Origin of the sequence: Paraburkholderia lebeckiae (genome assembly GCF_014201005.1) — a bacterium.
Taxonomy (GTDB): Bacteria; Pseudomonadota; Gammaproteobacteria; order Burkholderiales; family Burkholderiaceae; genus Paraburkholderia; species Paraburkholderia tuberum.
The window spans coordinates 373,984-395,925 of the sequence record NZ_JACHDK010000003.1; the positions used below are offsets into that span (position 1 = coordinate 373,984).

20 protein-coding genes and 1 pseudogene are annotated in these 21,942 nt (G+C 62.6%); 5 read left to right on the forward strand and 16 right to left on the reverse strand.

Annotated elements, in window-relative coordinates:
• Positions 1-106 precede the first annotated feature (106 nt).
• Positions 107-688 carry a flavin reductase family protein gene (locus tag HDG39_RS08270; protein WP_184004876.1) on the forward strand — a complete coding sequence of 194 codons (582 nt, stop codon included), beginning with the start codon at positions 107-109 and terminating at the stop codon, positions 686-688.
• Positions 689-694: 6 nt separating this feature from the next.
• Here HDG39_RS08270 and HDG39_RS08275 read toward each other — a convergent pair whose 3' ends face one another.
• From HDG39_RS08275 to HDG39_RS08285, 3 genes are all read right to left on the reverse strand, one after another.
• Positions 695-1,192: a GNAT family N-acetyltransferase gene (locus tag HDG39_RS08275; RefSeq protein ID WP_184004879.1), complete on the reverse strand. Its 498-nt coding sequence runs from the start codon at positions 1,190-1,192 to the stop codon at positions 695-697.
• 138 nt (positions 1,193-1,330) lie between these two features.
• The gene (locus HDG39_RS08280; RefSeq protein WP_184004882.1) at positions 1,331-2,017 is read right to left on the reverse strand and encodes an outer membrane protein assembly factor BamB family protein; all 687 of its coding nucleotides are present in this window, start codon (positions 2,015-2,017) and stop codon (positions 1,331-1,333) included.
• A gap of 252 nt (positions 2,018-2,269) precedes the next feature.
• Positions 2,270-2,653, reverse strand: a complete 384-nt coding sequence (locus tag HDG39_RS08285; RefSeq protein ID WP_184004885.1) for a hypothetical protein — start codon at positions 2,651-2,653, stop codon at positions 2,270-2,272.
• A 152-nt stretch (positions 2,654-2,805) separates the two neighbouring features.
• On the opposite strand from HDG39_RS08285, the gene HDG39_RS08290 reads away from it, so the two are divergent.
• Both HDG39_RS08290 and HDG39_RS08295 read left to right on the forward strand, forming a co-directional pair.
• Positions 2,806-3,678: an AraC family transcriptional regulator gene (locus HDG39_RS08290; RefSeq protein WP_184004888.1), complete on the forward strand. Its 873-nt coding sequence runs from the start codon at positions 2,806-2,808 to the stop codon at positions 3,676-3,678.
• 287 nt (positions 3,679-3,965) lie between these two features.
• The gene (locus HDG39_RS08295) at positions 3,966-5,330 is read left to right on the forward strand and encodes an MFS transporter (RefSeq protein ID WP_184004891.1); all 1,365 of its coding nucleotides are present in this window, start codon (positions 3,966-3,968) and stop codon (positions 5,328-5,330) included.
• Between the two features lie 48 nt (positions 5,331-5,378).
• On the opposite strand, the gene HDG39_RS08300 is transcribed toward HDG39_RS08295, so the two are convergent.
• From HDG39_RS08300 to HDG39_RS08355, 13 genes and pseudogenes are all read right to left on the reverse strand, one after another.
• Positions 5,379-6,212 carry an AraC family transcriptional regulator gene (locus HDG39_RS08300; RefSeq protein WP_184004894.1) on the reverse strand — a complete coding sequence of 278 codons (834 nt, stop codon included), beginning with the start codon at positions 6,210-6,212 and terminating at the stop codon, positions 5,379-5,381.
• Between the two features lie 45 nt (positions 6,213-6,257).
• Positions 6,258-7,751, reverse strand: coding sequence for a DHA2 family efflux MFS transporter permease subunit (locus tag HDG39_RS08305; RefSeq protein ID WP_184004897.1), 1,494 nt, complete (start codon positions 7,749-7,751; stop codon positions 6,258-6,260).
• Positions 7,752-8,074: 323 nt separating this feature from the next.
• Entirely contained in the window at positions 8,075-9,298 is a 1,224-nt protein-coding gene (locus tag HDG39_RS08310; RefSeq protein WP_184004899.1) for a dienelactone hydrolase family protein, read from the reverse strand.
• A 33-nt stretch (positions 9,299-9,331) separates the two neighbouring features.
• Positions 9,332-10,972 (reverse strand): AMP-binding protein, encoded by a 1,641-nt coding sequence (locus HDG39_RS08315; RefSeq protein ID WP_184004902.1) that lies wholly within the window; start codon positions 10,970-10,972, stop codon positions 9,332-9,334.
• Between the two features lie 84 nt (positions 10,973-11,056).
• Complete coding sequence (locus tag HDG39_RS08320) at positions 11,057-11,452, reverse strand: RidA family protein (protein ID WP_018423881.1); 396 nt, start codon at positions 11,450-11,452, stop codon at positions 11,057-11,059.
• Complete coding sequence (locus tag HDG39_RS08325; protein ID WP_184004905.1) at positions 11,449-11,892, reverse strand: acyl-CoA thioesterase; 444 nt, start codon at positions 11,890-11,892, stop codon at positions 11,449-11,451. Before HDG39_RS08325 ends, HDG39_RS08320 begins: the two co-directional genes overlap by 4 nt.
• Positions 11,889-13,100 carry an acyl-CoA dehydrogenase family protein gene (locus tag HDG39_RS08330; RefSeq protein ID WP_184004908.1) on the reverse strand — a complete coding sequence of 404 codons (1,212 nt, stop codon included), beginning with the start codon at positions 13,098-13,100 and terminating at the stop codon, positions 11,889-11,891. The genes HDG39_RS08325 and HDG39_RS08330 overlap by 4 nt, the downstream gene beginning before the upstream one ends.
• 1 nt (position 13,101) lies before the next feature.
• On the reverse strand, positions 13,102-13,953 hold the full coding sequence (locus HDG39_RS08335) for an enoyl-CoA hydratase family protein (RefSeq protein ID WP_184004911.1): 852 nt from the start codon (positions 13,951-13,953) through the stop codon (positions 13,102-13,104).
• A 19-nt stretch (positions 13,954-13,972) separates the two neighbouring features.
• Positions 13,973-14,533 carry a MarR family winged helix-turn-helix transcriptional regulator gene (locus HDG39_RS08340; RefSeq protein WP_184004914.1) on the reverse strand — a complete coding sequence of 187 codons (561 nt, stop codon included), beginning with the start codon at positions 14,531-14,533 and terminating at the stop codon, positions 13,973-13,975.
• Positions 14,530-15,303 carry an SDR family NAD(P)-dependent oxidoreductase gene (locus tag HDG39_RS08345; RefSeq protein ID WP_184004917.1) on the reverse strand — a complete coding sequence of 258 codons (774 nt, stop codon included), beginning with the start codon at positions 15,301-15,303 and terminating at the stop codon, positions 14,530-14,532. The genes HDG39_RS08340 and HDG39_RS08345 overlap by 4 nt, the downstream gene beginning before the upstream one ends.
• Complete coding sequence (locus HDG39_RS08350; protein WP_184004919.1) at positions 15,300-17,684, reverse strand: bifunctional salicylyl-CoA 5-hydroxylase/oxidoreductase; 2,385 nt, start codon at positions 17,682-17,684, stop codon at positions 15,300-15,302. The genes HDG39_RS08345 and HDG39_RS08350 overlap by 4 nt, the downstream gene beginning before the upstream one ends.
• Positions 17,685-17,836: 152 nt before the next feature.
• Positions 17,837-18,060 (reverse strand): annotated as a pseudogene (locus HDG39_RS34945) (IS110 family transposase); the annotation flags it as partial.
• A gap of 137 nt (positions 18,061-18,197) precedes the next feature.
• Positions 18,198-19,508, reverse strand: coding sequence for an Nramp family divalent metal transporter (locus HDG39_RS08355; protein ID WP_184004922.1), 1,311 nt, complete (start codon positions 19,506-19,508; stop codon positions 18,198-18,200).
• 322 nt (positions 19,509-19,830) lie between these two features.
• On the opposite strand from HDG39_RS08355, the gene HDG39_RS08360 reads away from it, so the two are divergent.
• Both HDG39_RS08360 and HDG39_RS08365 read left to right on the forward strand, forming a co-directional pair.
• Positions 19,831-20,847, forward strand: a complete 1,017-nt coding sequence (locus tag HDG39_RS08360; protein ID WP_260327599.1) for a YncE family protein — start codon at positions 19,831-19,833, stop codon at positions 20,845-20,847.
• 38 nt (positions 20,848-20,885) lie between these two features.
• The gene (locus HDG39_RS08365) at positions 20,886-21,818 is read left to right on the forward strand and encodes a sterol desaturase family protein (RefSeq protein WP_260327632.1); all 933 of its coding nucleotides are present in this window, start codon (positions 20,886-20,888) and stop codon (positions 21,816-21,818) included.
• Positions 21,819-21,942: the final 124 nt, after the last annotated feature.

Here is a 21,942-nt window from a genome sequence, read left to right on the forward strand (position 1 = left end):
TCCGCGCGTGGTTCGAATCGCTCTCGTATCGCTCGGCCCTACGCCGCACCGCATTTCTCCCGCCCCGCTACAATCAGCGTCATCCTTTCGACGCCATCACGATGCTATGAACGCCACCCGAGAAACCGTGGAATTGTCGCGCGCGACTCAACTGCTCAATCACGGACCCGTCACGCTGATCACGAGCGCACACGATGGTCGATCGAACGTGATGGCCGCGTCATGGGCGATGCCGCTCGACTTCAATCCGCCGAAGGTGGTGGTGGTCGTCGATAGCCGCACGCTGACGCGTCGCTTGATCGAAGCGAGCGGCGAGTTCGGGCTGCAGTTGCCGAGCCGCGGTTTCGCCGCGCAAACGCTCGCGGTCGGCACGCACGCGGGCGTCGAGCTCGACAAGTTCTCCGCGTTCGATCTCGAGACCTTCCGCGCGCAAAAAATCGACGTGCCGATGCTGGCCGGCTGCATCACCTGGATGGAATGCAAGGTGATTCCGGACGACAGCCAACGGCACGATCTGATCATCGGCGAGGTGGTCGCCGCGTATGCGGATAGCCGCGTGTATTCGCGCAACCGCTGGCATTTCGGCGACGATCCCGACCTGCGCACATGCCATTACGTGGCCGGCGGTACCTTCTTCGCGACGGGCGATGCATTCGAGGTGGCGCCCGTCGCGGCCTCCGCGCAGTGAGCGGGCTTAGGTGCTCCGTTCGGTTTCGCCTTCGGCGAATGCTTTGAGCGCGTCGCCGGCGAGACGATAACGTACCCATTCGCTTTGCGGATTAGCGCCGATCGACTTGTAGAAGCCGATGGCCGGCTCGTTCCAGTCGAGCACGCTCCATTCGAACCGGGCGCAGCCCGTTTCGCAGGCGATTTGCGCGAGATGGCGCAGCATCTGTTTGCCCGCGCCGCTGCCACGCGATGCGGGCGATACGTACAGGTCTTCCAGATAAAGCCCCTGCTTGCCGAGCCACGTCGAATACGAAAAGAAGTACACGCAAAAACCGACTGGCTCGCCGTTCATTTCGCAGATCAGCGCTTTCGCGGGCGCGCCCTCGGAAAACAGGCTCTTCTCGATGTCTTCGACGCCGGCGACGACTTCGTGCCCGGCTTTTTCGTAGACCGCGAGTTCGGTGATGAAGCGCAGGATCAGGGGGGCGTCGGAAGCGATGGCGGGGCGGATGTGGATCGTCAAGGTCTAGTGCTCGGTGAGTTCGGTGATGACTCCTGGCCGGCGGGCGGTACGCGCCAAATGCGCCGGCTTCGGAACAGACTCACATCGTAGCAAAGAGCCAAAGGCCCCGCCGCGAACGGACGGGGCCTCGGGCGTTTCCTACAGACCGAAGGCGAACAATTTCAGCGGCCCCGGACCACTCGTCGAGCCAGAGCCCCAGAACACCACGCCGTCCGCAATGGCCGGCCCGGCATTGCATGCACCCCCGCTATTGAATGACCACAGGACTTTTCCGTTGGAAGAATCGAGCGCGTACATCGTGCCATTCGTGTAGTCGAGATTGCATCCGAAGACCACGCCATTGGCGACACTGACGGCTGCCTCCGCGCGGCTTCCGAGCGGGTCCGGCGTGGTCCACGTCACTGCGCCGGAATTCGCGTTGAGCGACGCCCAACCGCCGGACGTGGTGGTGCCACCGCCGTTCGCCAATTGCCATACGCCTGGCGTCGTTCCCGCTCCGGTCATTCCGCTATTCGATACCGCAACATAAATGAACTGGCCATCGTTGGCCGATCCCCACTGAAGACCGCCTGTGAGTCCGGACCTTTCGGATTGGGACAGTTGGCGTCCGGCGGAAGGGTGAAGACGCCTGGTACGTTGAGGCCGCAGCCGACATTCCACGTGTTGCCATTTGATTGCGCCGGTCGCGACATCGAGTGCGACGACGCTGCCGCCGAAACTCCACTGCCAGGCAGGCGGAGGGACATAGGCGGCCATCAATTCTTCGTTCGATGTGGTTCCTACGAAAGCCGTACCGTTCGCGATGACGGCAGACTGCGTGACCATTGAATAAGTGGTTGAATCGACTTGCGTGTGCCAAGGCCGAGTCTTATTTCCGGTCTTTAAGCCCGACCGCAATTCGCGTAGTCACCAATGAAAGCGCGGCAACTCCACTTCAATCGAATGCCCTTCTACATCCCTGCCGGGTTCGTCGGCGAGAGTATGACGGGGTCGTGCGATTCGCGGCTGATTGGATGATCTGCCGGGCATGAGCGCGCGTTCGGACCGGAAGAGAGACCGAAACGGCACTGCCGCGCTTCAACTCTCCGGCAACACCGACTTACCGCGCCGCTTTTTCGGCTTAGGCTCGACACCCACGCGTGGGTCCCGCTCCAGTACGAGTGCCGTCAACTGCTCGGCAGTGTCTTCAAACGCAGGATCCTCCTGCGGCACGTAAAGCCATTTCCCAAGCACCGGGTGAGGCCGCAACGCAGGCATATCGGCAATCAGAGTAGCGTGGCGTTCCCGCGACGTACAGACGAGCAGCCCATTCCACGGCTTATCGCGATCGGCGGCGACCAGGCACAACAGCCCATCGATATACGCAGCGTCGCTACCAAACATCCGCCGACGCATATACGTCGGATCGCGTTCGAACGCGTCGAAGATCCACAGGAGCGAATTGCTGATCGAAGAAGGCATCGGCGGACAATCTCAAGAAGCGCGGGTGAACGAAGATAAGTTTACGCAAATTCTCCAGGCTCGGCAGCGAGCCGATTGAAGATCGAGCAAGTCCGGCTAGGTAAGATGTGTCCAACCTCGGCGACCATATCGAAACTCGCACGATCCAGACCATGTTAGCTCACACAGACGCCACCGCTGCCTACACGAAGCGCTTCGAAGCCGTTCTCGCCTATATCGATGCAAACCTCGAGGGCGATCTGTCGGTCGACGCGCTAAGCCGCATCGCAAACTTCTCGATGTTCCATTTTCATCGACAGTTTGTCGCGTATGTCGGCGTGCCCGTCGCACGCTACGTGCAGTTGATGCGCTTGCGTCGTGCGGCCCGCCGCCTCGCGTCGCAGGCGTCGTGCCCGGTTCTCGATGCCGCGCTCGACGCCGGCTTCGATAGTCCCGAAGCCTTCAGCCGTGCGTTCAAGCGTGCGTTCGGCATGACGCCGAGCGCGTTTCGACGACATCCAGCATGGCAATTCTGGAGTGCGAGTTTTGTTGTTCCCTATCTTTCGAGGAAACTGACCATGCAAGTGAAAATCGTCGATTTTGCGGAAACCCGCGTTGCCGCGCTCGAACATTGTGGTTCGCCCGGACTCGTCAACGAGAGTGCGCGCAAGTTCATCGATTGGCGTATTCAAAGCGGACAATCACCGGTGGCGTCGAGCCGGACCTTCGGCGTCCCGCGCGGCAATCCAGACACGGTGCCAGCTGACGAATTCCGTTTCGATATCTGCGGAGAGATCGACGAGCCGGTCGCGCCGAATCTCCATGGCGTGCGCGAGCTCGTGATGCCGGGTGGACGGTGCGCGGTGATTCGGCACACGGGATCGACCGACCACATCGGCGAGACGATCTACCCGGTCTATCGCGACTGGCTGCCTTCGAGTGGGGAAGAGTTGCGGGACCATCCGCTGTTTTTCCACTACCTGAGCGTCTATCCTGAGACGCCGCTGGATCAGTGGCAGACGGATATCTACATTCCGTTGGTGTGATTGCGGGAGGGGTGACGAGCATGTGAGATGCCTGCTAGTGCGAAGCAAGTCGCTCCCGTTCTTCGCGAAAGCTCGTGTCCGATGCCGCAGTTCGTCCGAATTCCAATTCGATTTCGGCATCGGTATCAATTGCATTGAGCGAGCGTTGCCGGATTGCTGATTCGGCAAAAAATGCAATTTCGAAATGTCTCTGTTTTCGCTGCACGTACCTCGCGTCCTCACTGGAACCACGCAATACCTCAAATGTCAAAAAAAGATGTCACCCGTCCATTTTGGGGAGATATCAAATGGCTGCCACGCAATCAGGGGCGGTGCCCCTCTCGGATGAGGAGGCTCGGCGCCAGTTGCGCCGTGCTGTCATCGCCAGCACGATTGGGACCACAATCGAATGGTATGACTTCTTCCTGTACAGCATTGTCACGGGTCTTGTATTCGCGAAACTGTTTTTTCCTCAGTCGGACCCGCTCGTCGGCACACTGCAGGCTTTTCTGATTTACGCTGTCGGCTTTATCGCGCGCCCGGTGGGCGCGGCGATTTTCGGCCACTATGGCGATCGCATCGGACGTAAAGCCACGTTAATCGTGACGCTGTTGCTGATGGGAATCGCGACGTTTGCCGTGGGCTTTGTTCCAACCTATGCGACGATCGGTATCTGGGGGGCAATCCTGCTCACGGCGCTGCGCTTCATTCAAGGTGTGGGCGTTGGAGGCGAGTGGGGCGGTTCGGTGCTGATGTCGATGGAGTGGGCACGTACCAACAAGCATCGCGGTTTCATCGCGTCCTGGCCGCAGTTCGGCGTACCGGCGGGATTATTCGTCGCGAATCTGGTGGTGCTTGCCATCAGTCAGATCTCCGGCAGCGCATTTCTCACCTGGGGCTGGCGGGTGCCGTTTTTCCTCAGTATCGTGCTGGTCGCGATCGGCCTTTATATCCGCTTGAGTATCCTCGAGACGCCTATCTTCGCGAAGCTGCTCGCTGAGCGCAGGATCGAAAAGGCGCCGATGCGTGAAGTATTGCGCCGGCAGCCGAAAGACATTCTTCTATCGGCTCTCGCGCGTATGGCGGAACAGGCGCCGTTCTATATTTTCACGGCCTTTATATTCACCTATGGTGTGATGAGTCTGGGCGTCACACGCGATCTGTTGCTCACGGCAGTGCTGGCCGCTTCGGTGCTGGAATTCTTCACGATTCCGCTGTTTGGTCACGTGTCTGATCTGATTGGACGTCGACGCATGTATGTGATCGGTGCCGCTGCTGTCGGCCTATTCGGCTTCCTGTACTTTTTCATGGTCGGAACCCATAACCCGATATGGATCTTCGCGGCCATCGTTCTTTCGCTGGTGCCGCATGCGATGATGTATGGTCCCCAAGCCGCGTTGATCGCCGAATCGTTCACGGGGCGCTTGCGCTATAGCGGTGCGTCGATGGGCTATCAGTTGGCTTCCGTCATCGCTGGCGGTCCGGCACCGTTGATTGCGACGGCGCTTTATGCTTACTTCCATTCGGGATTTGCGGTGGCGTGGTATGTCTTCGCGTGCTCGGTGATTAGCGTGGCCGCCGCCATGCGGTTGGGCGATTACACGAATAAGGACATTTCGCGGGAATACGACGACGTGCATGCATTGCATGACAGCAGACATGCCACTCCGTGAACGATCAGGCGGATGGCCGGCCACAACGGCCATCCGCCGAATCGACCATCAACTTTTCAGCGGCAACCAGACTTCGACTCCACCCATCCCCGTCGCCGGGTCGAACTGCTCGCCATACCGTTCGAAATGCGGTGCATCGGCAGGCACGTGCCCTGATGCGGGCAACCACTGATTCCAGATCGTATTCATCGTGCGACGAATGCCTGAGATGTGCTCGCGATGAGTGAACACCGCATACCGTTGCGTGGCGATGCGCACACGACTCAACTCTGGCGGCAATGCGGAAAAATCGCTGACTTCGACGCCGCACATGTAGTCGAAGTTACCCAGTTCATCGGCGTTATAGCCAACGCCATAAGCCACCTTGCCGACCTGTCCCGGCACCCTGCCGTACCAGGCGCCAAAGCGCTGCCATTGGGATGGGATCGCCTTACTGCTGTCGCACGTATAGCGCTCGCTCAGTCCAGCGACGAGAAACGCTCGCGCGTCTTCGAAGCGCGGCGGGTCCAGATGGATGAGAAGGGTTTCGTCCATTTTGATCGGCTCCACGATGGTCAGGTTGTCGAAATGACCCCGCGCGCGCAGCGCGTCGGGCGTGAGCCCGAACTGTTCGCGAAACGCGCGCGTGAATGCTTCGTGAGAGCCGTAGCCGGCGTCGAGAGCGACCGCGAGGATGTCGGGCGCGCCATCGGCGAGACGTCGTGCGGCCTCGCTCAAACGGCGTGCGCGAACGTAGCGCATCACCGGCATTCCGGTGGCCGCTTCGAACGCGCGCGCGAGGTGAAAACGCGATACGCAGCCACAGCGGGCGATGTCGTCAAGCGTCAACTCGCCGGCGAAGTGGCTTTCGATATACCAGAGCGCTTTTCCAACCGGGTTCATCTCGGCTCTCATGTCAGCATGAAGCCAGCATAGTCAGCGGCGAACTCACGCATTTGATCGCGCTTGCGGTTTTGCAGTCGCGGCGGAGGGCTGAGACGATTCCGCCACGTCACCATGCACGCCCGCGGCGCTACCCGCTTGCCCCGGCCTCAGCAACAGCCCACCCAGCACGCCGGCCGCCGCCGCAAAAACCGCCCCAAACAGAAACGCGACGTGATACCCGCTGTTCAGCGCAGCCGCCACACTCGACGACGCCTGCATCGCCTCGCTACGCGCCGCGGCAAGACTCGCGAGCACCGCAAGCCCGAGCGCCCCGCCCATCATGAACGATGTATTGACGATGCCCGACGCGAGGCCCGAATCGGCGGGATCGACGTCGCTCATCGCGGCGAGCAGCAGCGGATTGAACGCGATGCCCGCACCAAAGCCGAGCAGCAACATGCCGGGCAACACGTCGGGTACGAAGCTGCCGTCGACGGGCGCACGCGCGAACAGCGCAAGCCCGCATGCCGCGATCAGCAGGCCGGCCGCGAGCGGACGACGCAGCCCAAATCGCATCACCACGCGCGCCGACAATCCCAGCGAAAAGAGTCCCATGATCAGGTTCGCGGGCAGAAACGCGAGCCCCACCTGCAATGGCCGATAGCCGAGCACGCGCTGCAGATACAGCGCCGAAATAAAGAACCACGCGAACATCGCCGCCGCCCACAACACGCCGACCAGGTTCGCAGTCGCGACATTGCGCGAACGCAGCAGAGCGAGCGGCATCAACGGGTGTTCGATTCTCGCCTCGATTGCGAGGAACACGGCAAGCAGCGCGACCCCGACGAACAGCAGGCCGAGCGTTTGCGCCGAAGTCCAGCCCGCTTCGTTGCCGTTGACGATCGCATAGACCGCCAGCATCAGCGATGCGGTCACGCTGAGCGCCCCGGCCACGTCGAGCCGTTCGCCATGCGCGTGGCCGCGCGCAGCGGGCAATAGCGCGAGGCACAGCGCGTACACCGCAATGCCGATCGGCAGATTGACCAGGAAGATCCAGTGCCAGCTCAGCAGGTTGGTGAGCAGTCCGCCGAGCAGCACGCCGATGCTGCCGCCGCCCGCGCAGACGAAGCCATACACGCCCATCGCTTTCGCGCGTTCGCCGGCTTCGGTGAACAGATTCATGATCAGCGACAACGATACCGCCGAGACGATCGCACCGCCCAGGCCCTGCACGGCGCGCGCGGCGACCAGCAGCACCTGCGAATTCGCGAGGCCGCAGGCGAGCGAAGCAAGCGTGAAGAGCGTAATGCCGCTGAGAAACAGCTTGCGGTGTCCGTACAGATCGCCAAGCCGTCCGCCGAGCAGCAGGCAGCCGCCGAACGTCAGCATGTAGGCGTTGACGACCCACACGAGCGAAGTTTCGCTAAAGCCGAGGTCGGCTGCGATGGACGGCAGCGCGACGTTCACGATGGTCGTGTCGAGCACGATCATCAGTACGCCGAGGCAGAGCACGATTAGCGCGAGCCAGCGTTGCTTGCCGTGGAGGGAATGGGTCATGCGGACGCCCCTTTACGCGGATTCGGTCGATCACCGACGATGGGTTTTCGAGTCTAGCACCCGTGCATTTAGCGTCCAACTACGAAATCCTGGGCGGCGGCGTTGCGCGAAGCGGCGCGATCGATCGGATGGGGCGCTGTAGTGCTCGCAGTCGCGTTTGCCGTGCTTCCCGTCGCGACGCACACCGATCACAGGAATGCGAGCGAATGCATCAAAAGCACGTCAAAAAACGGCCGCAACGCTGCAGAGCGATGCCTGCTCCAATGCAGAGGCGGCAACGACCCGGCTTATGGATGATGCACAGCGACGGCAGCACCACTTCCTTAAACCTTCGACTTACCCCCCATCAACCCATTCGACGGCAACGTCTCATCGAGCAACTTCCTCGCACTTTCAATCCCCGCCACCGGCAAGCCCTCCGGATCGAGCAGCCCCACCTGCACGAGCACCGAAGCCTGATCCCAATAGATATGCTCGTTATAAAGCCTGTCACCGCGGAAGCACACGACGGCGAGCATCGGCACCTCGAAGTACTTGCCGGTCGGCGCGACGCCCGGCAGCAACCAGTCGATTTCGCAGCTATGCGTGCAGCTGAAAATGAATTCATCGACGACGCGATCCGAGCCGATCGTGCGCGAAATCGGAATCAGCTTCGTGTCGGGCGGATTCGAGTTGACGAAGTGATGCGTGTAAAAGCGCTTCAGATTGTCATGCCCGACGCCGCCCGTCATCGTCGGCACGTGATTGACGTAGGGCTCGGCGACCATCGTCGGCATCACTGCGTCGACGTCGCGTGTCGCGAACTCGTGATAGCAATGCGCTTCCCACAGCGCGTTCAGATCGTAGACCGGACCGAGCACCTTGCGCAGCAGCGCGAGCGTGCGCGAGTACGCCATCATCGCGGCGGGCTTGTCGTACTGTTTGCGCTGCGGCGCGGCGAAAGCGTGATCGCAGCCGGGGTACACGTATTGCTCGATTTGCGGTCGCGTGCGCAGCGCGGCGCTGATGCGTTCGCGCGTTTCGGGCGGGCAGTGCGCGTCGTTTTCAGGGAAGTGGAACACCATCGGGCAGTTGATTGCCGATACTTCGTCGAGATGCGCTTCGAGGCCCACGCCGTAATAGCTGACCGCGCAATCGACGTCGGTGCGCGCCGCGCTCAGAAACGCGAGCTTGCCGCCGAGGCAGTAGCCGAGCACGCCCACCTTGCCGGCCTGCTCGGGCAGTTCGCGCAACGCGGCGACGGTGGCGGCGATGTCCTTGACCGCGACATCGGCGTCGAACTGCGCCAGATAGCCGAGCGCCTGTTTCATGTCGGCGTCGCCGTAGCCAAGCGAAATGCTCGGCTTGATGCGCCAGAACAGATCGGGCACGAGCACGACGTAGCCTTCTTGGGCGTAGCGATCGGCGCTCGCTTTCATCGTGTCGTTGACGCCGAAGATTTCCTGCAGCAGCACGAGCCCTGGGCCCGAGCCCTGCGCGGGCCGCGCGACGTATGCGTTGAAACGGCCGCCATCGTGGGCGACGACTTCGATGAAAGAGCCGACCATGCAGTCTGCCTCCAGTCTCACGAAAGATAGGGGTTACGTCATCCTGCGCAACTCGAAACGTTTGAGCTTGCCGGTTTCGGTGCGCGGCAGCGCGCCGACGAACGTGATGACGCGGGGATATTTATACGGCGCGACATTATTCTTAACGAATTCCTGCAGCTGCGCGACCAGTTTATCGTCGGCGGTGTAGCCCGGGTTCACCACGACGAAGGCTCGCACGATTTGCCCACGCGTTTCGTCGGGCACGCCGATCACGCCGCATTCGGCCACCGCCTCGTGCTGCATCAGCACGCTTTCCACCTCAGGACCGGAGATGTTGTAGCCAGCCGACACGATCATGTCGTCGGCGCGCGCCTGGTAGAACACGTAGCCGTCCGCGTCGAGATAGACCGAATCGCCCGGCAGGTTCCAGCCGTCGCGCACGAAGCGTAACTGCCGTTCGTCGGCCAGATAGCGGCAGCCCGTGGGGCCGCGCACCGCGAGTTTGCCGATCGTGCCGGGCGGCACGGGTTGCATGTCGTCGTCGACGGCTTGCACGACGTAGCCCGGCACCGCGCGGCCGATTGCGTTCGGCCGGATCTCCGCGCCTTGCGACGAAACGAAGATGTGGATCAGCTCGGTGCCGCCGATACCATCGATCATGTCGATGCCGGTCGACTCGCGCCACAGGCGCCGCGTCGAATCGGGCAGCGCCTCGCCGGCCGACACGGTCTTCCGCAACGACGAAAGGTCATGTTGCGCGACGAGCGGCGCCATCTGCCGATAGAACGTCGGCGCGGTGAACATCACGGTCGTATGAAATCGTTCGACCACCTCGAGCAAGGTCTGCGGCGTCAGCTTTTCGACCAACACCGTCGAGGCACCGACGCGCAGCGGAAAGCACAGCAGCCCGCCGAGCCCGAACGTGAACGCGAGCGGCGGTGTGCCGCAGAAGATGTCGCTCGCGGAAGGCTTCAGCACATGACGCGGGAACAGGTCGCACATCGCGATCATGTCGCGATGGAAGTGCATGCAGCCTTTCGGCGCACCGGTCGTGCCGCTCGTGAACGCGATCAGGCAGATGTCGTCGGCGGCCGTGTCGCTGGCGGTGAAGTGCTCGGGCTTGTAGACGGCGAGCGTGTCGAGCGAATCGGCGGAGTCGTCGTGAAAGCGGCGGGTCTGTTTCAGCACGGCGCAGTAGAACTCGTCCCGCGGATTCGTGCAGCGCTCGAGTTCCGCGCTCAGGCGCGCGTCGCAAAGCGCGGCGCTGACCTGCGCCTTCTCGATGATCTGCTTGAGCTCCTTCGCGCGCAGCAGCGGCATGGTCGGCACGACGACGAGCCCGGCCTTCAGCGCCGCGAGTGTGGCGACGGCCATCTGCAATGTGTTCGGTCCGCGCAGCAGCACGCGGTTGCCGGGGCGCAAGCCCATTTCATCGACGAGCACATGCGCGCTGCGGTTGACCAGCGCGAGCAGTTCGCCGTACGTGGTGGCTTGCGGCTTGCCGTCCACGTCGGACCAGATCGCCGGCCGGTCGCGATGCCCCGCCTCGATGGTCCGCTCCAGCAGTTCGGTCGCGCAGTTCAGCCTCGGCGGATAGGCGACGTCCGGATTGTCGAGCAGAAAGACGGGCCATTGATCCTGCGGCGGAAGATTGTCGCGCGCGAAAGTATCGACGTGTGCTGACGGTTCCATCGTGGTCTCCCGAGGCGTTGAGCCGGAAAATGCGCTTCGTTCGGTGTGAAGGGCTTGCCTGTGCGTTCGGTACCTGTACGACGTTCAGTGCGGAATCACCGCGGTGGCTTCGATCTCGACCTTCGCGCGGTCTTCCATGAGCGCGACGACCTGCACCGCGCTCATCGCGATGTCGTAGTCGCCGATCAGCTCGCGAAACGCGCGGCCGATGTCCTTCAGCGATGCGAGATACTCGCGCTTGTCGGTCACGTACCAGGTGAGGCGCACGAGGTGTTCGGGCTTGCCGCCCGCTTCGCGCAGCACGGCGAGCAGATTCTTCAGCGCCTGTTCGGACTGCTGCGCGAAGTCATCGGACTGGAACTGCGCCTGTTCGTCCCAGCCGATCTGGCCGGCGATGAACACCTGCGTGCCGCTCGCGGCGACGCCGTTCGCATAGCCGCGCGGCTTGACCCAGCCGGCGGGAAGGAGAGCCTGTTTCATGAGCGATGCGCCTCGATGGAGGGGGGCAATGGAGCATACGCGGCGAGCGCGCTCGCGACGTCGCCGGGAATATCGATGGACTTGCCGCTGTCGAACGATATGAACACGAGCACCTGTTTAGATCGGAAACGCGTCTCGCCGTTGCAATGACCGTGAATCTCGATGCCGATCGAACTGCGGCCGATGGTTCGGACCTTGAGCGTGAGCAGGATCGTTTCGCCCATCTGGCTCGGCCGCGAGAACTCGCAGTCGAGCTTGACGATCGGCAGGCCGACGCGGCGCCGCGCGATCATGTGCGCGTAGTCGATGCGCAAGCCCTCGTTGAACCAGTCTTCGACGAGCACGTTGGTCATCACGAGGTACTGCGGAAAGAACACGATGCCCGCGGGATCGCAGTGCGAAAAGCGGATGCGTATGGGCCGCTCGAACGAAGTGCTCATTGCGCATTCCCGTTCGCGGCGGCATGCGCCTTCAACAGATCGCGGCCGACGATCAGCTGCTGCACCTCGGTCGCGCCTTCGTAGATGCGCAGCGCGCGGATCTCGCGGTACAGCATCTCGACCGCGCTGCCGCTTTGCACACCCATGCCGCCGTAAAGCTGCACTGCCGCGTCGATCACCTGCTGCGCGCCTTCGCTCGCGTGCCACTTCGCCATCGCGGCTTCGCGCGTGACGCTTTCGCCCTGGTCGCGCAGCCACGCGGCGCGATAGACGAGCAGCGCGCTGCTGTCGATCGTCAACGCCATCTGCGCGAGCTTCGCCTGCGTCAACTGGAAGTCGCCGAGCGTCTGGCCGAACATCTTGCGCGACGCCGCGCGCGCGAGGCCCTCGGCCATCGCATGACGGGCAAAGCCAAGCGATGCGGCCGCCACCGAGGTGCGGAAAATATCGAGCGTGCGCATGGCGATCTTGAAACCTTCGCCGGGCGCACCTAGCATCTGGCTCTTCAGCACGCGCGCGTTCGTGAAGCGCAGGCGCGCGAGCGGATGCGGCGCGATTACGTCGATGCGCTCGGCGATGTCGAGGCCCGGCGTCTGCGCATCCACGATGAACGCGCTGATGCCGCGCGCGCCCGGCGCTTCGCCGGTGCGCGCGAACACCACGTAGAAGTCCGCGATGCCGCCGTTCGAAATCCACGTCTTTTCGCCGTCGAGCACGTAGTGCTCACGCTCTTCGCGAGCCGCGAGCGCCATCGCGGCGACGTCCGAGCCCGCTTGCGGCTCCGACAGCGCGAACGCGGCGATCGCCGTGCCGCTCGCGACGCGCGGCAGATAACGCGATTTCTGCTCATGCGTGCCCGCGAGCGAGATCGCGCCCGAGCCGAGGCCTTGCATCGCCAGTGCGAAATCGGCGAGGCCCGAATAGCGCGCGAGCGTTTCGCGCAGCAGGCATACGGCGCGCGTGTCGATCGTGTCGCCGTGGCCGCCATAGGCGATGCCGCCGACGCCGTAGTTCAGCCAGCCCGCGTGGCCGAGTTCGCGCACCAGCAGACGGCAGGTCGCATCGGTGTCGCCATGCTCGTCATGCGTGAGATGCGCGCGGCACCATGCGTCGATGGCTGCCGCGAGTTCACGATGACGCGGCTCGAAAAACGGCCACGCGAGCGGGCTGTGCAAATCGATCGGGGTGTTCTGATGGTCGGCGCTCAACTCAGTCTCCTTCGAACACCGGACGCGTCTTCGCCGCGAACGCGTTGTACGCGCGCTCGAAATCGCGCGTGCCCATGCAGATCGCCTGCGCCTGCGCTTCGGATTCGATCGCTTCGTCGATGCTCATACTCCATTCCTGGTGCAGCATCTTCTTCGTCATGCCGTGCGCGAAGCTCGGGCCGGCCGCGAGATCGGCGGCGAGCTTCTGTGTCTCTTCGATGAGCGCGGCCGGGTCGCACAGGCGGTTGTAGAAGCCCCAGGCGTGAGCTTCGTCGCCCGTTGCCGAGCGGCCGGTGAACAGCAGTTCGGCGGCGCGTCCCTGGCCGATGATGCGCGGCAGCATCGCGCACGCGCCCATGTCGCAGCCGGCGAGGCCGACGCGCGTAAACAGGAACGCGAGCTTGCTGCGCGCGGTGCCGAGGCGCAGATCGGAAGCCATCGCGAGGATCGCGCCGGCGCCCGCGCAGACGCCGTCGACGGCTGCGATGATCGGCTGCGGGCAATGGCGCATTGCCTTGACGAGGTCGCCGGTCATGCGCGTGAACAGCAACAACTCGGGCATCGGCAGATCGATCAGCGGCGCGATGATGTCGTGCACGTCGCCGCCCGAGCAGAAGTTTTCGCCCGCGCCGTGCAGCACGACGGCTTTCACGTCGGTCGCGTACGCGAGATCGCGAAACAGGTTGCGCAGCTCCGCATACGATTCGAAGGTCAGCGGGTTCTTGCGCTCGGGACGGTTCAGCGTGATCGTCGCGACCTTGTCGCTCACCGACCAGCCGAAATGCTTCGCCTCGTGGCCTGCCAGGGTCAGGCGGTTGCCGGACAACAGTGCATCGGCGTTGGATCGTGTCATGTATTCCTCCAGTGCGAAGTCAGCCTCTCAGGCTGTCGAGCAGATGCTGCTTGAGCTTGCCGAGGTCCTGATGCGTCTTCATCTTTTCGTCGAGGCTCAGGCCGCCGAACAGTTCGACGACCCATTGCTCGTGCGCGACGGCCATTTTGTCGAACGCCTTGCGGCCAGCGGGCGTCAGGCACACGCTGATCGAGCGGCGGTCGTTCGGATCGATGTCGCGCGTGACGAGCCCTTCTTTTTCGAGCTGATCGGTGATGCCAGTGACGTTGCCGCCCGTCACCATCAAACGGCGCGACAGCTCGGTCATCTTCAGGCCATCGGGATGTCGTTCGAGTTGCGCCATCAGATCGAATCGCGGCAGCGTGGTGTCGAATTCGGTGCGCAGACGTCTGCGCAATTCAGCCTGTACGAGGTTGGTGGTGGTCAGCATGCGCAGCCACAAACGCAGGCCCATGTGGCTGTCCGCACCGGTGCTCATTTCGAGGTCCACGACGTTCTCCGCGGGTTGAGCCACGCCTTTGCGCGACAGCTTCGCATCCGATGCCGCCGCCGACTTTTTTGCTTGCGTTGATTTGCTCACATCACTTCTCCACCCGAAATGGAAATGGATTGCCCCGTGATCGCATCCGAGCCGGGGCGGCACAGCCACAACACCGCGTTCGCGACCTGCTCCGGATTCACGAAGCGGCGCTGCGGATTCGAGCGCAGCAGCGTTTCGCGCGCCTGTGCTTCGGTGCGCGAGGTCTTGCTCGTGATCTGTTCGAGCGAGGCATGCAGCAGCTCGGTTTCGGTGTAGCCGGGGCACACTGCATTGACCGTGATGCCGCGCGTCGCGGTTTCGAGCGCGAGCGAGCGCGTGAGGCCGATCACGCCGTGCTTCGCGGCGCAATACGCGGCGACGTACGCATAGCCGATCTGCCCCGCGGTGCTCGCGACATTGACGATGCGGCCATAGCCGCGCTCGAGCATGCCGGGCAGGACGGCGCGCGTGCCGAGAAACACGCCGGTCAGATTCACGTCGAGCATGCGTTGCCACAGCGCGATATCGGTGTGCGTGAAGGGCGCGGCCTGCGCCTGGCCCGCGTTGTTCACGAGGATATCGACGGTGCCCGCCTGCTCGAATGCGCGCGCCACCGAATCTTCTTGCGTGACGTCCACGCTGATACACGCGACGTCGCCGAGCGCCGCGAATTGCTCTCGCTGCGCGTCGAGGCGTTGCGCGTTGCGGCCCATCAGCGTGACGCGCGCGCCGGCGCGCAGCAGCGCCTGCGCGATGGCCGCGCCGATACCGCTGCCGCCGCCGGTGACGATCGCGTGTTGCCCGGCGAGAGGAATGTCTGAGGTGTTCACACGGTTCCTTCGGCGCGTTGCGCGCGTTGTTGTGCCGTGAGGCCGGCGTTGGCGATGGCCTGCGCGCGCTCGCGTTCGAGGTTGCGTTCGAGCTGCATTTTCGCGGCGGTGTAGGGTTTCGGCCACGCGACGTCGAGATAGCCGATCTTTGCCGCTTCGTTCAATGTCCATGACGGATTCGCGAGATGCGGACGCGCGATCGCGCACAGATCGGCGCGACCCGCCGCGATGATGCTGTTCACGTGGTCCGCTTCCGAAATCGCGCCGACCGCGATCGTCGCGATGCCGGCTTCGTTGCGCACGCGATCGGCGAACGGCGTCTGGAACATGCGGCCAAACACGGGCTTTTCTTCCTTGCTGACCTGACCCGACGACACGTCGATCATGTCCGCGCCGGCCGCCTTGAACGCTTGCGCGATCTTCACGGCGTCGTCGGGCGTGTTGCCGCCATCGACCCAGTCGTGCGCCGAAATCCGCACCGAGATCGGCTTGTCTTGCGGCCACACCGCGCGGATCGCACTGAATACCTGCAGCGGATAACGCAGACGGTTTTCGAGCGGACCGCCGTATTTGTCGGTACGGTGATTCGTGAGCGGCGACAGGAAGCTCGACAGGAAATAGCCGTGCGCGCAGTGCAGTTCGAGCCAGTCGAAACCCGCTTCGATCGACATGCGCGTCGCCTCGACGAACTGCTGCTCGATGGCGCGCAGCTCGTCATGCGTGGCTTCGCGCGAATGCTGGCTGATGCCGCGCAGATACTGCTGCGGCGACGCCGAAACGAGTGGCCAGTTGCCTTCGTCGAGCGGCTGATCGATGCCTTCCCACGCGACGCGCGTCGAACCTTTCGCGCCCGAGTGGCCGAGCTGGATGCCGATCTTCGCATCCGATTGCAGATGGACCAGATCGACGATGCGTTTCCACGCGACCAGATGCTCGGGCGCGTACATGCCCGGGCATCCGGGCGTGATACGCGCTTCGGGCGACACGCAGGTCATCTCGGTCATCACGAGCGCGGCGCCGCCCATCGCGCGCGCGCCGAGATGCATCAGGTGATAGTCGCCGGCCACGCCGTTTACCGCCGAGTACTGCGCCATCGGCGACACCATCACGCGATTTTTCAGCTTGACGCCGCGCACCTTCAAGGGGGTGAACATCGGCGGAATCGAATGCCTGTCCGCTGCGCGCTCGACACCCGCGCGCTTCGCGAGCCAGTCCTCGAAACCGGACAGATACTGCGCATCGCGCTCGCGCAGGTTCTCGTGCGAGATGCGCTGCGAGCGCGTGAGCAACGAATACGCGAACTGTTCCGGCTCGAACGACGTATAACGATCGACGTGCTCGAACCATTCGGTCGAATTGCGCGCGGCGTTCTGGATGCGCAGCACGTCGACGCTGCGTACTTCGGTGTAGTGCTTCAATGCGGCGGCCAGATCGTCCAGGCGCGAACCCGGGTGCGCGCTGATGCTGTTGGCGAGTTCGATCGCGTCTTCGAGCGCGAGCTTGGTGCCCGAGCCGATCGAGAAGTGCGCGGTGTGCGCGGCGTCGCCCATCAGCACGATCGGCGTTCGTGTGCCGTTTGCGTCGCAGCGCCAATGCACCCATTCCTTGTTGACGACGCGCGGAAAACGGATCCATTGCGACGAGCCGCGCAGATGCACCGCGTTCGACATCAGCGCGTTGCCGTCGAGGTACTTCGCGAACAGCTTCTCGCAGAACGCGATGCTGTCTTCCTTGCTCATTTCGTCCAGACCGGCGGCGCGCCACACGCGTTCCGGTGTTTCGACGATGAACGTCGAGGTTTGATCGTCGAAGCGGTAGGCGTGCGCCTGGAACCAGCCGAATTCGGTTTGCTCGAACGCGAACGTGAACGCCTCGAACAGCTTCTTCGTACCGAGCCACACGAAGCGGCAGTCGCGCACGTCGATGTCCGGCTGGTAGGTGTCCGCGTATTTCTGGCGCACGAGGCTGTTCAAGCCGTCGCTCGCGATGATCAGGTCCGCGTCGTACGCGCTGTCGTCCACGACCTGGGTTTCGAACACGAGCTTCACGCCGAGTTTTTCGCAGCGCGCTTGCAGGATATTCAGCAGACGTTTGCGACCGATGCCGCAAAAACCGTGGCCCGATGAGCGCACGCTGCGGCCGCGAAAGTGAATCTCGATGTCGTCCCAGTGATTGAACGCGTCGAGAATCGCCTCGGCGCTCGGGGCGTCGGCGGCGCGCAGATTGCCGAGCGTCTGGTCGGAGAACACGACGCCCCAGCCGAAGGTGTCGTAGGGGCGGTTGCGCTCGATCACCATGACTTCATGGCCGGGGTTGCGTTGTTTCATCAACAGACCGAAGTACAAACCGGCCGGACCGCCGCCGATACAGACTATGCGCATGCTGGTTCCCCAAAATGAACTCCGCGGTGGGATTAATTTAGGTTTTGATAGTTTAGATGTCAAGTAAAATTCGAGGGCGGGTATCGAGTCGTGTTCTGCGACGTGATCCAAAGTAATAAAGTTCGTCTTGGAGAGAATGCCCGAAATGAAGCGCCGAACCCGTAGAGGCGGCCTCGTAACTGGTTCACCTGCATGGTGGGGAACTTGATCAGCAGCGAGCGCATCCGGTGAAGGCCAGGCATCGCCTGCTGGTCTTCCGTCTTTGCCGCTACCGTTCGCATCCCGGCTGCTGCACCGCCGTCCAGATCGCCCGCGCATCCGCCGCGTCGGTCTTGTTCGTCAGGACAAACGGCCGAATGAACTTCGCATGCAACAGCACCTTTGACTGTCGCACTAAGCTTCGTCAGTCGATGGCTAGCGAACAAACTTCTCGTCCATCGCTCCGGCAGCGCGGCCGAAGCAGAAGCGAGCCGGGCGCAGAGGCCCATCCCGAACGAGTCCGGGTGGGCTGCATCAGCGTGCAGGCATGCCCGGAATGCTGACGCCGAACGTCTGAAGCAGTAGCACCGCATTCAGCGCGAGGATGATGACCGTCGCGGCGATCGCCGCAATATCCGTGATCCGGCCATTGGCGAACTCGCCCATGAGGTCTTTGCGGCGAGTGAAGAGCACCAGCGCCACCATCGGGATCGGCAACGCAAAAGAAAGCACAACCTGACTGACCACCAGCGCCTGGGTGGCATTCACGCCGAGGCCGACCACCACGAACGCCGGCACCATGGTCACCAGACGTCGCACCCAGATGGGAATCCGGAAACCGACGAAGCCCTGCATGATCATCTGGCCAGCCATGGTGCCGACAACGGAGCTGGAGATACCCGAGCTGATGAGCGAAATCAGGAAAACCGCCGCCGCGCCCGCACCGAGCAACGGCGTGAGCGTATGGTAAGCAGTTTCGATTTCCGCGACGTCGCGGTGGCCGGCATGGAATGCCGCGCTGGCCATGATGACCATGGCCATGTTGACGAGACCTGCGAAGGAAAGCGCAACGATGACTTCCCGATTCGAGAAGCGCAGCAGTGCGCGGTGCTCGCCCGCGTTGCTCGCCGGGGTCCGGCTCTGAGTCAGCCCGGAATGGAGATAGATCGCATGTGGCATCACGGTGGCGCCCACGATACCGACCGAGACGGTCAGCGCTTCCCCGTTCGGTATTGAGGGCAAGATCGAGTGCAATCCGGCCTGCCCCCATGCAACGGGCGCGATGAACAATTCGATCAGGTAACACAGGCCGATCACGGCGACGAGCGCGCCGATGATGATTTCCATCGGCCGGAAACCGCTTTTTTCAAACACCAGGATGCCGTACGTCACCACGGCGGTCACGGCCATGCCGGCCATCAACGGCATTTTGAGCAGCAACGCGAGGCCGATTGCGCCACCGAGGAATTCGGCCAGGTCGGTTGCCATCGCCGCCACTTCGCTGACACACCACATGACGAAGACGGCCTTGCGCGGCAGTCGCTCGCGACACATTTCCGCCAGATTACGGCCCGTCACGATGCCGAGTTTGGCAGAGAGCGCCTGGAACAGCATGGCGATCAGGTTGGCCATCAGTACCACCGACAGCAACGTGTACCCAAACTGGGAACCGGCCTGGATGTTGGTCGCGAAATTGCCTGGGTCCATGTAGGCGATCGAGGCAATCACTGCGGGTCCGGCGAACAGCAGCGCAGAGCGCAAGCCGCGCCGTTTGCCGGCCAGCACATCGCGAATCGCAACAGTCGTGCGTTCTGTGAGCGTATTTTTGCCGGTAGTGCTGTTCATGGACACTTCCCGATTTCTCTGGACGAACGTGGCAATGCTATTACTCCAGATTCTTTAGCGCGTGATGGCAATATACAGGGGCGGCCAAACTCCGCGGATGATCGGGGCGGGTGCTGCGCAAAGCGCGCCCGGGTCCCCCTGGAAGCTCGGTCAAATACAGCGAAATCGTGTGCGGATCGTCAGCTTCGCCCGACATTTGTTAGGCCACTGACAGGAAGCGGCCGTAGCATCGCTCCATATCAGCGCCATTCGCAATTCGTCCTTGCGTGACGGTGAATCCATCCAGCAGAATGAATGGCTAATTCTCTCATGCATGCCCTCCATGAAGCTTTCACGTCGCGAAGTACTGGGCCGTAGTCTGGCCATTCCCCTGAGTCTCGGCCTGTCGCCTTTCCTCGCCCTTCGTTCAGGTATCGCCAGCGCGGCGCCTCTCTCTCTCGCTATCGTAATGAATTCCGGCGAAGCCAGCGTTTCGGTCATCGACATGGCGTCGCACAAGATCGTCCGGACATTGCCGACGTTGCGCGAACCCAGTCACTGGGCGCTTTCGCGCGACAGAAGCAAGCTCTATATTGCCGACGCCAGCGGCAATGCACTGTTCATTGTCGACCCGCACACCGGTTTGGCGCTTGGCCATAAGGTGATCGCCGATCCGTACCAGCTTGGCTTCACGCCGGATTTCCGCTACCTCGTCGTCAATGCACTGCGGCTCAACTATGTCGACATCTACCGCCCCGACGACCTGACGCTCGTCAAGCGCTTCTCGCCCGGCGGCATGCCGAGCCACCTCGACTTCTCGCCGGACTCGCGCTGGAGCTTCAATTCGATGCAGCAGTCCGGCACGCTCGTTTCATTCGACCTGACGAACCTGACGATCCGCTGGAAGTCGAACGTCGGATCGACCCCCGCCGGCGTGCTCTGGCACAACGGCAAGGTACTGGTCTGCGTGATGGGCAGCGACCATGTGGCGGAGGTCGATCCAGTGACGGGTAACGTGCTGCGGCGCGTGAAAACCGGCGTCGGCCCGCACAATGTCTTTCTTACGCCCGACGGCGCGACGCTCTACGTGAGCAACCGGATCGGCGGCTCGCTGGTGGCGCTCGATCCAACCACCCTCGAGCTTCGTCGTACCTATCCGTTCCACGCCGCGGGGCCAGATGATATTGCTGTTGGCCCCGACGGCAAGCTATGGGTGACGCTGCGTTTCCGGGAGCAGGTCGCCGTACTCGATCCAGCCAGCGGCAACTACGAGACCATCGATGTCGGACGCTCGCCGCACGGCATCTTCCTCACCACCGAAATGAGCCGCCCAGGTCTCGTTACCGCCGAAACGCTCTAACGCCCATCATGCTGATATTTCTCGACAGGTTCTTCAATATGCTGGCCGGTGAAATCGACCAGTATCTCGTTCTGCCGTTGCTTTATCACTTCGGCTGGATGCAATGGGAAGAGCTTTCCTTCGACTGGGCGCTGATCTGCGTCTATGGCCTCTTCGCGGTTATCGTCACGTATGCGGTTTGCTGGCCGCTCGAAGCGCTCTTTCCGATCGAACGCTGGGATGACCGCAAAGCCGTCGTAACCGACGCGTTCTATACGATCCTCAACCGCGTCGGGGTGTTGCCTGTCGTCAGTTTCCTGCTGTTCTACCAGGTGCAGGTGTGGGTGAACGGCTTCGTGGTCGATCACGGCTACATACCGCCAACGCTTGAGACGTTGATACCGCCGCTTCTCGGACATCCGGTCATTACCTTCATCGCGTACGCGCTGATTCTGGACTGTGCCGATTACTGGCGTCACCGCCTGTCGCACTCATACCGTAGCTGGTACGCACTGCATGCGTTGCATCACGCGCAGCGACAGATGAGTTTCTGGTCGGACGACCGCAACCATCTGCTTGACGACCTGGTCGCCGCAATCTGGTTCGGCATCGTCGGCCTCGCGATCGGTATTCCGCCGCTGCAGTTTCCGCTGCTGTTCCTGTTCATGCGCTTCATCGAAAGCCTGAGCCACGCCAATATCAAGCTTTCGTTCGGCTGGCTCGGGGACCGGCTGATCGTCTCGCCACGCTTTCACCGGCTGCATCACGGCCTGCGCGCGGCCGGTAGGAATTCCTGCAACTACGGCGCCGTGTTCCCGATCTGGGACATCGTGTTTGGCACAGCAGACTTCTCCGCCGAGTACCCGCCTACAGGCGACCGGCGCGCACCGGAATCGATGGCCACGGGCGGCTACATCGCACAGCAACTGGGCGGCTTGCAGTTTTTCCTTGAACAGTGGCGGCAACCGGCAAAGGCTCGCCGCAGCTCCTGAGGACATCCCTGCATTGCGCCAATGCCCAAACGGGCCGGTTCATGGGCGCCTGGATTTGGTCCGGACCGGCTGGTGCAAAGAACCTGTCAAGCAAAGATCAGGCGAAACACGTCGCGATACGGCC

What these genes read in the sequence shown, in the direction of transcription:
- HDG39_RS08270 (WP_184004876.1), top strand. Translation starts at nt 107, where the DNA reads ATGAACGCCACCCGAGAAACCGTGGAATTGTCGCGCGCGACTCAACTG.
- HDG39_RS08280 (WP_184004882.1), bottom strand. Translation starts at nt 2,017, where the DNA reads ATGGTCACGCAGTCTGCCGTCATCGCGAACGGTACGGCTTTCGTAGGA.
- HDG39_RS08285 (WP_184004885.1), bottom strand. Translation starts at nt 2,653, where the DNA reads ATGCCTTCTTCGATCAGCAATTCGCTCCTGTGGATCTTCGACGCGTTC.
- HDG39_RS08290 (WP_184004888.1), top strand. Translation starts at nt 2,806, where the DNA reads ATGTTAGCTCACACAGACGCCACCGCTGCCTACACGAAGCGCTTCGAA.
- HDG39_RS08295 (WP_184004891.1), top strand. Translation starts at nt 3,966, where the DNA reads ATGGCTGCCACGCAATCAGGGGCGGTGCCCCTCTCGGATGAGGAGGCT.
- HDG39_RS08300 (WP_184004894.1), bottom strand. Translation starts at nt 6,212, where the DNA reads ATGAACCCGGTTGGAAAAGCGCTCTGGTATATCGAAAGCCACTTCGCC.
- HDG39_RS08305 (WP_184004897.1), bottom strand. Translation starts at nt 7,751, where the DNA reads ATGACCCATTCCCTCCACGGCAAGCAACGCTGGCTCGCGCTAATCGTG.
- HDG39_RS08310 (WP_184004899.1), bottom strand. Translation starts at nt 9,298, where the DNA reads ATGGTCGGCTCTTTCATCGAAGTCGTCGCCCACGATGGCGGCCGTTTC.
- HDG39_RS08315 (WP_184004902.1), bottom strand. Translation starts at nt 10,972, where the DNA reads ATGGAACCGTCAGCACACGTCGATACTTTCGCGCGCGACAATCTTCCG.
- HDG39_RS08320 (WP_018423881.1), bottom strand. Translation starts at nt 11,452, where the DNA reads ATGAAACAGGCTCTCCTTCCCGCCGGCTGGGTCAAGCCGCGCGGCTAT.
- HDG39_RS08325 (WP_184004905.1), bottom strand. Translation starts at nt 11,892, where the DNA reads ATGAGCACTTCGTTCGAGCGGCCCATACGCATCCGCTTTTCGCACTGC.
- HDG39_RS08335 (WP_184004911.1), bottom strand. Translation starts at nt 13,953, where the DNA reads ATGACACGATCCAACGCCGATGCACTGTTGTCCGGCAACCGCCTGACC.
- HDG39_RS08350 (WP_184004919.1), bottom strand. Translation starts at nt 17,684, where the DNA reads ATGCGCATAGTCTGTATCGGCGGCGGTCCGGCCGGTTTGTACTTCGGT.
- HDG39_RS08355 (WP_184004922.1), bottom strand. Translation starts at nt 19,508, where the DNA reads ATGAACAGCACTACCGGCAAAAATACGCTCACAGAACGCACGACTGTT.
- HDG39_RS08360 (WP_260327599.1), top strand. Translation starts at nt 19,831, where the DNA reads ATGAAGCTTTCACGTCGCGAAGTACTGGGCCGTAGTCTGGCCATTCCC.
- HDG39_RS08365 (WP_260327632.1), top strand. Translation starts at nt 20,886, where the DNA reads ATGCTGGCCGGTGAAATCGACCAGTATCTCGTTCTGCCGTTGCTTTAT.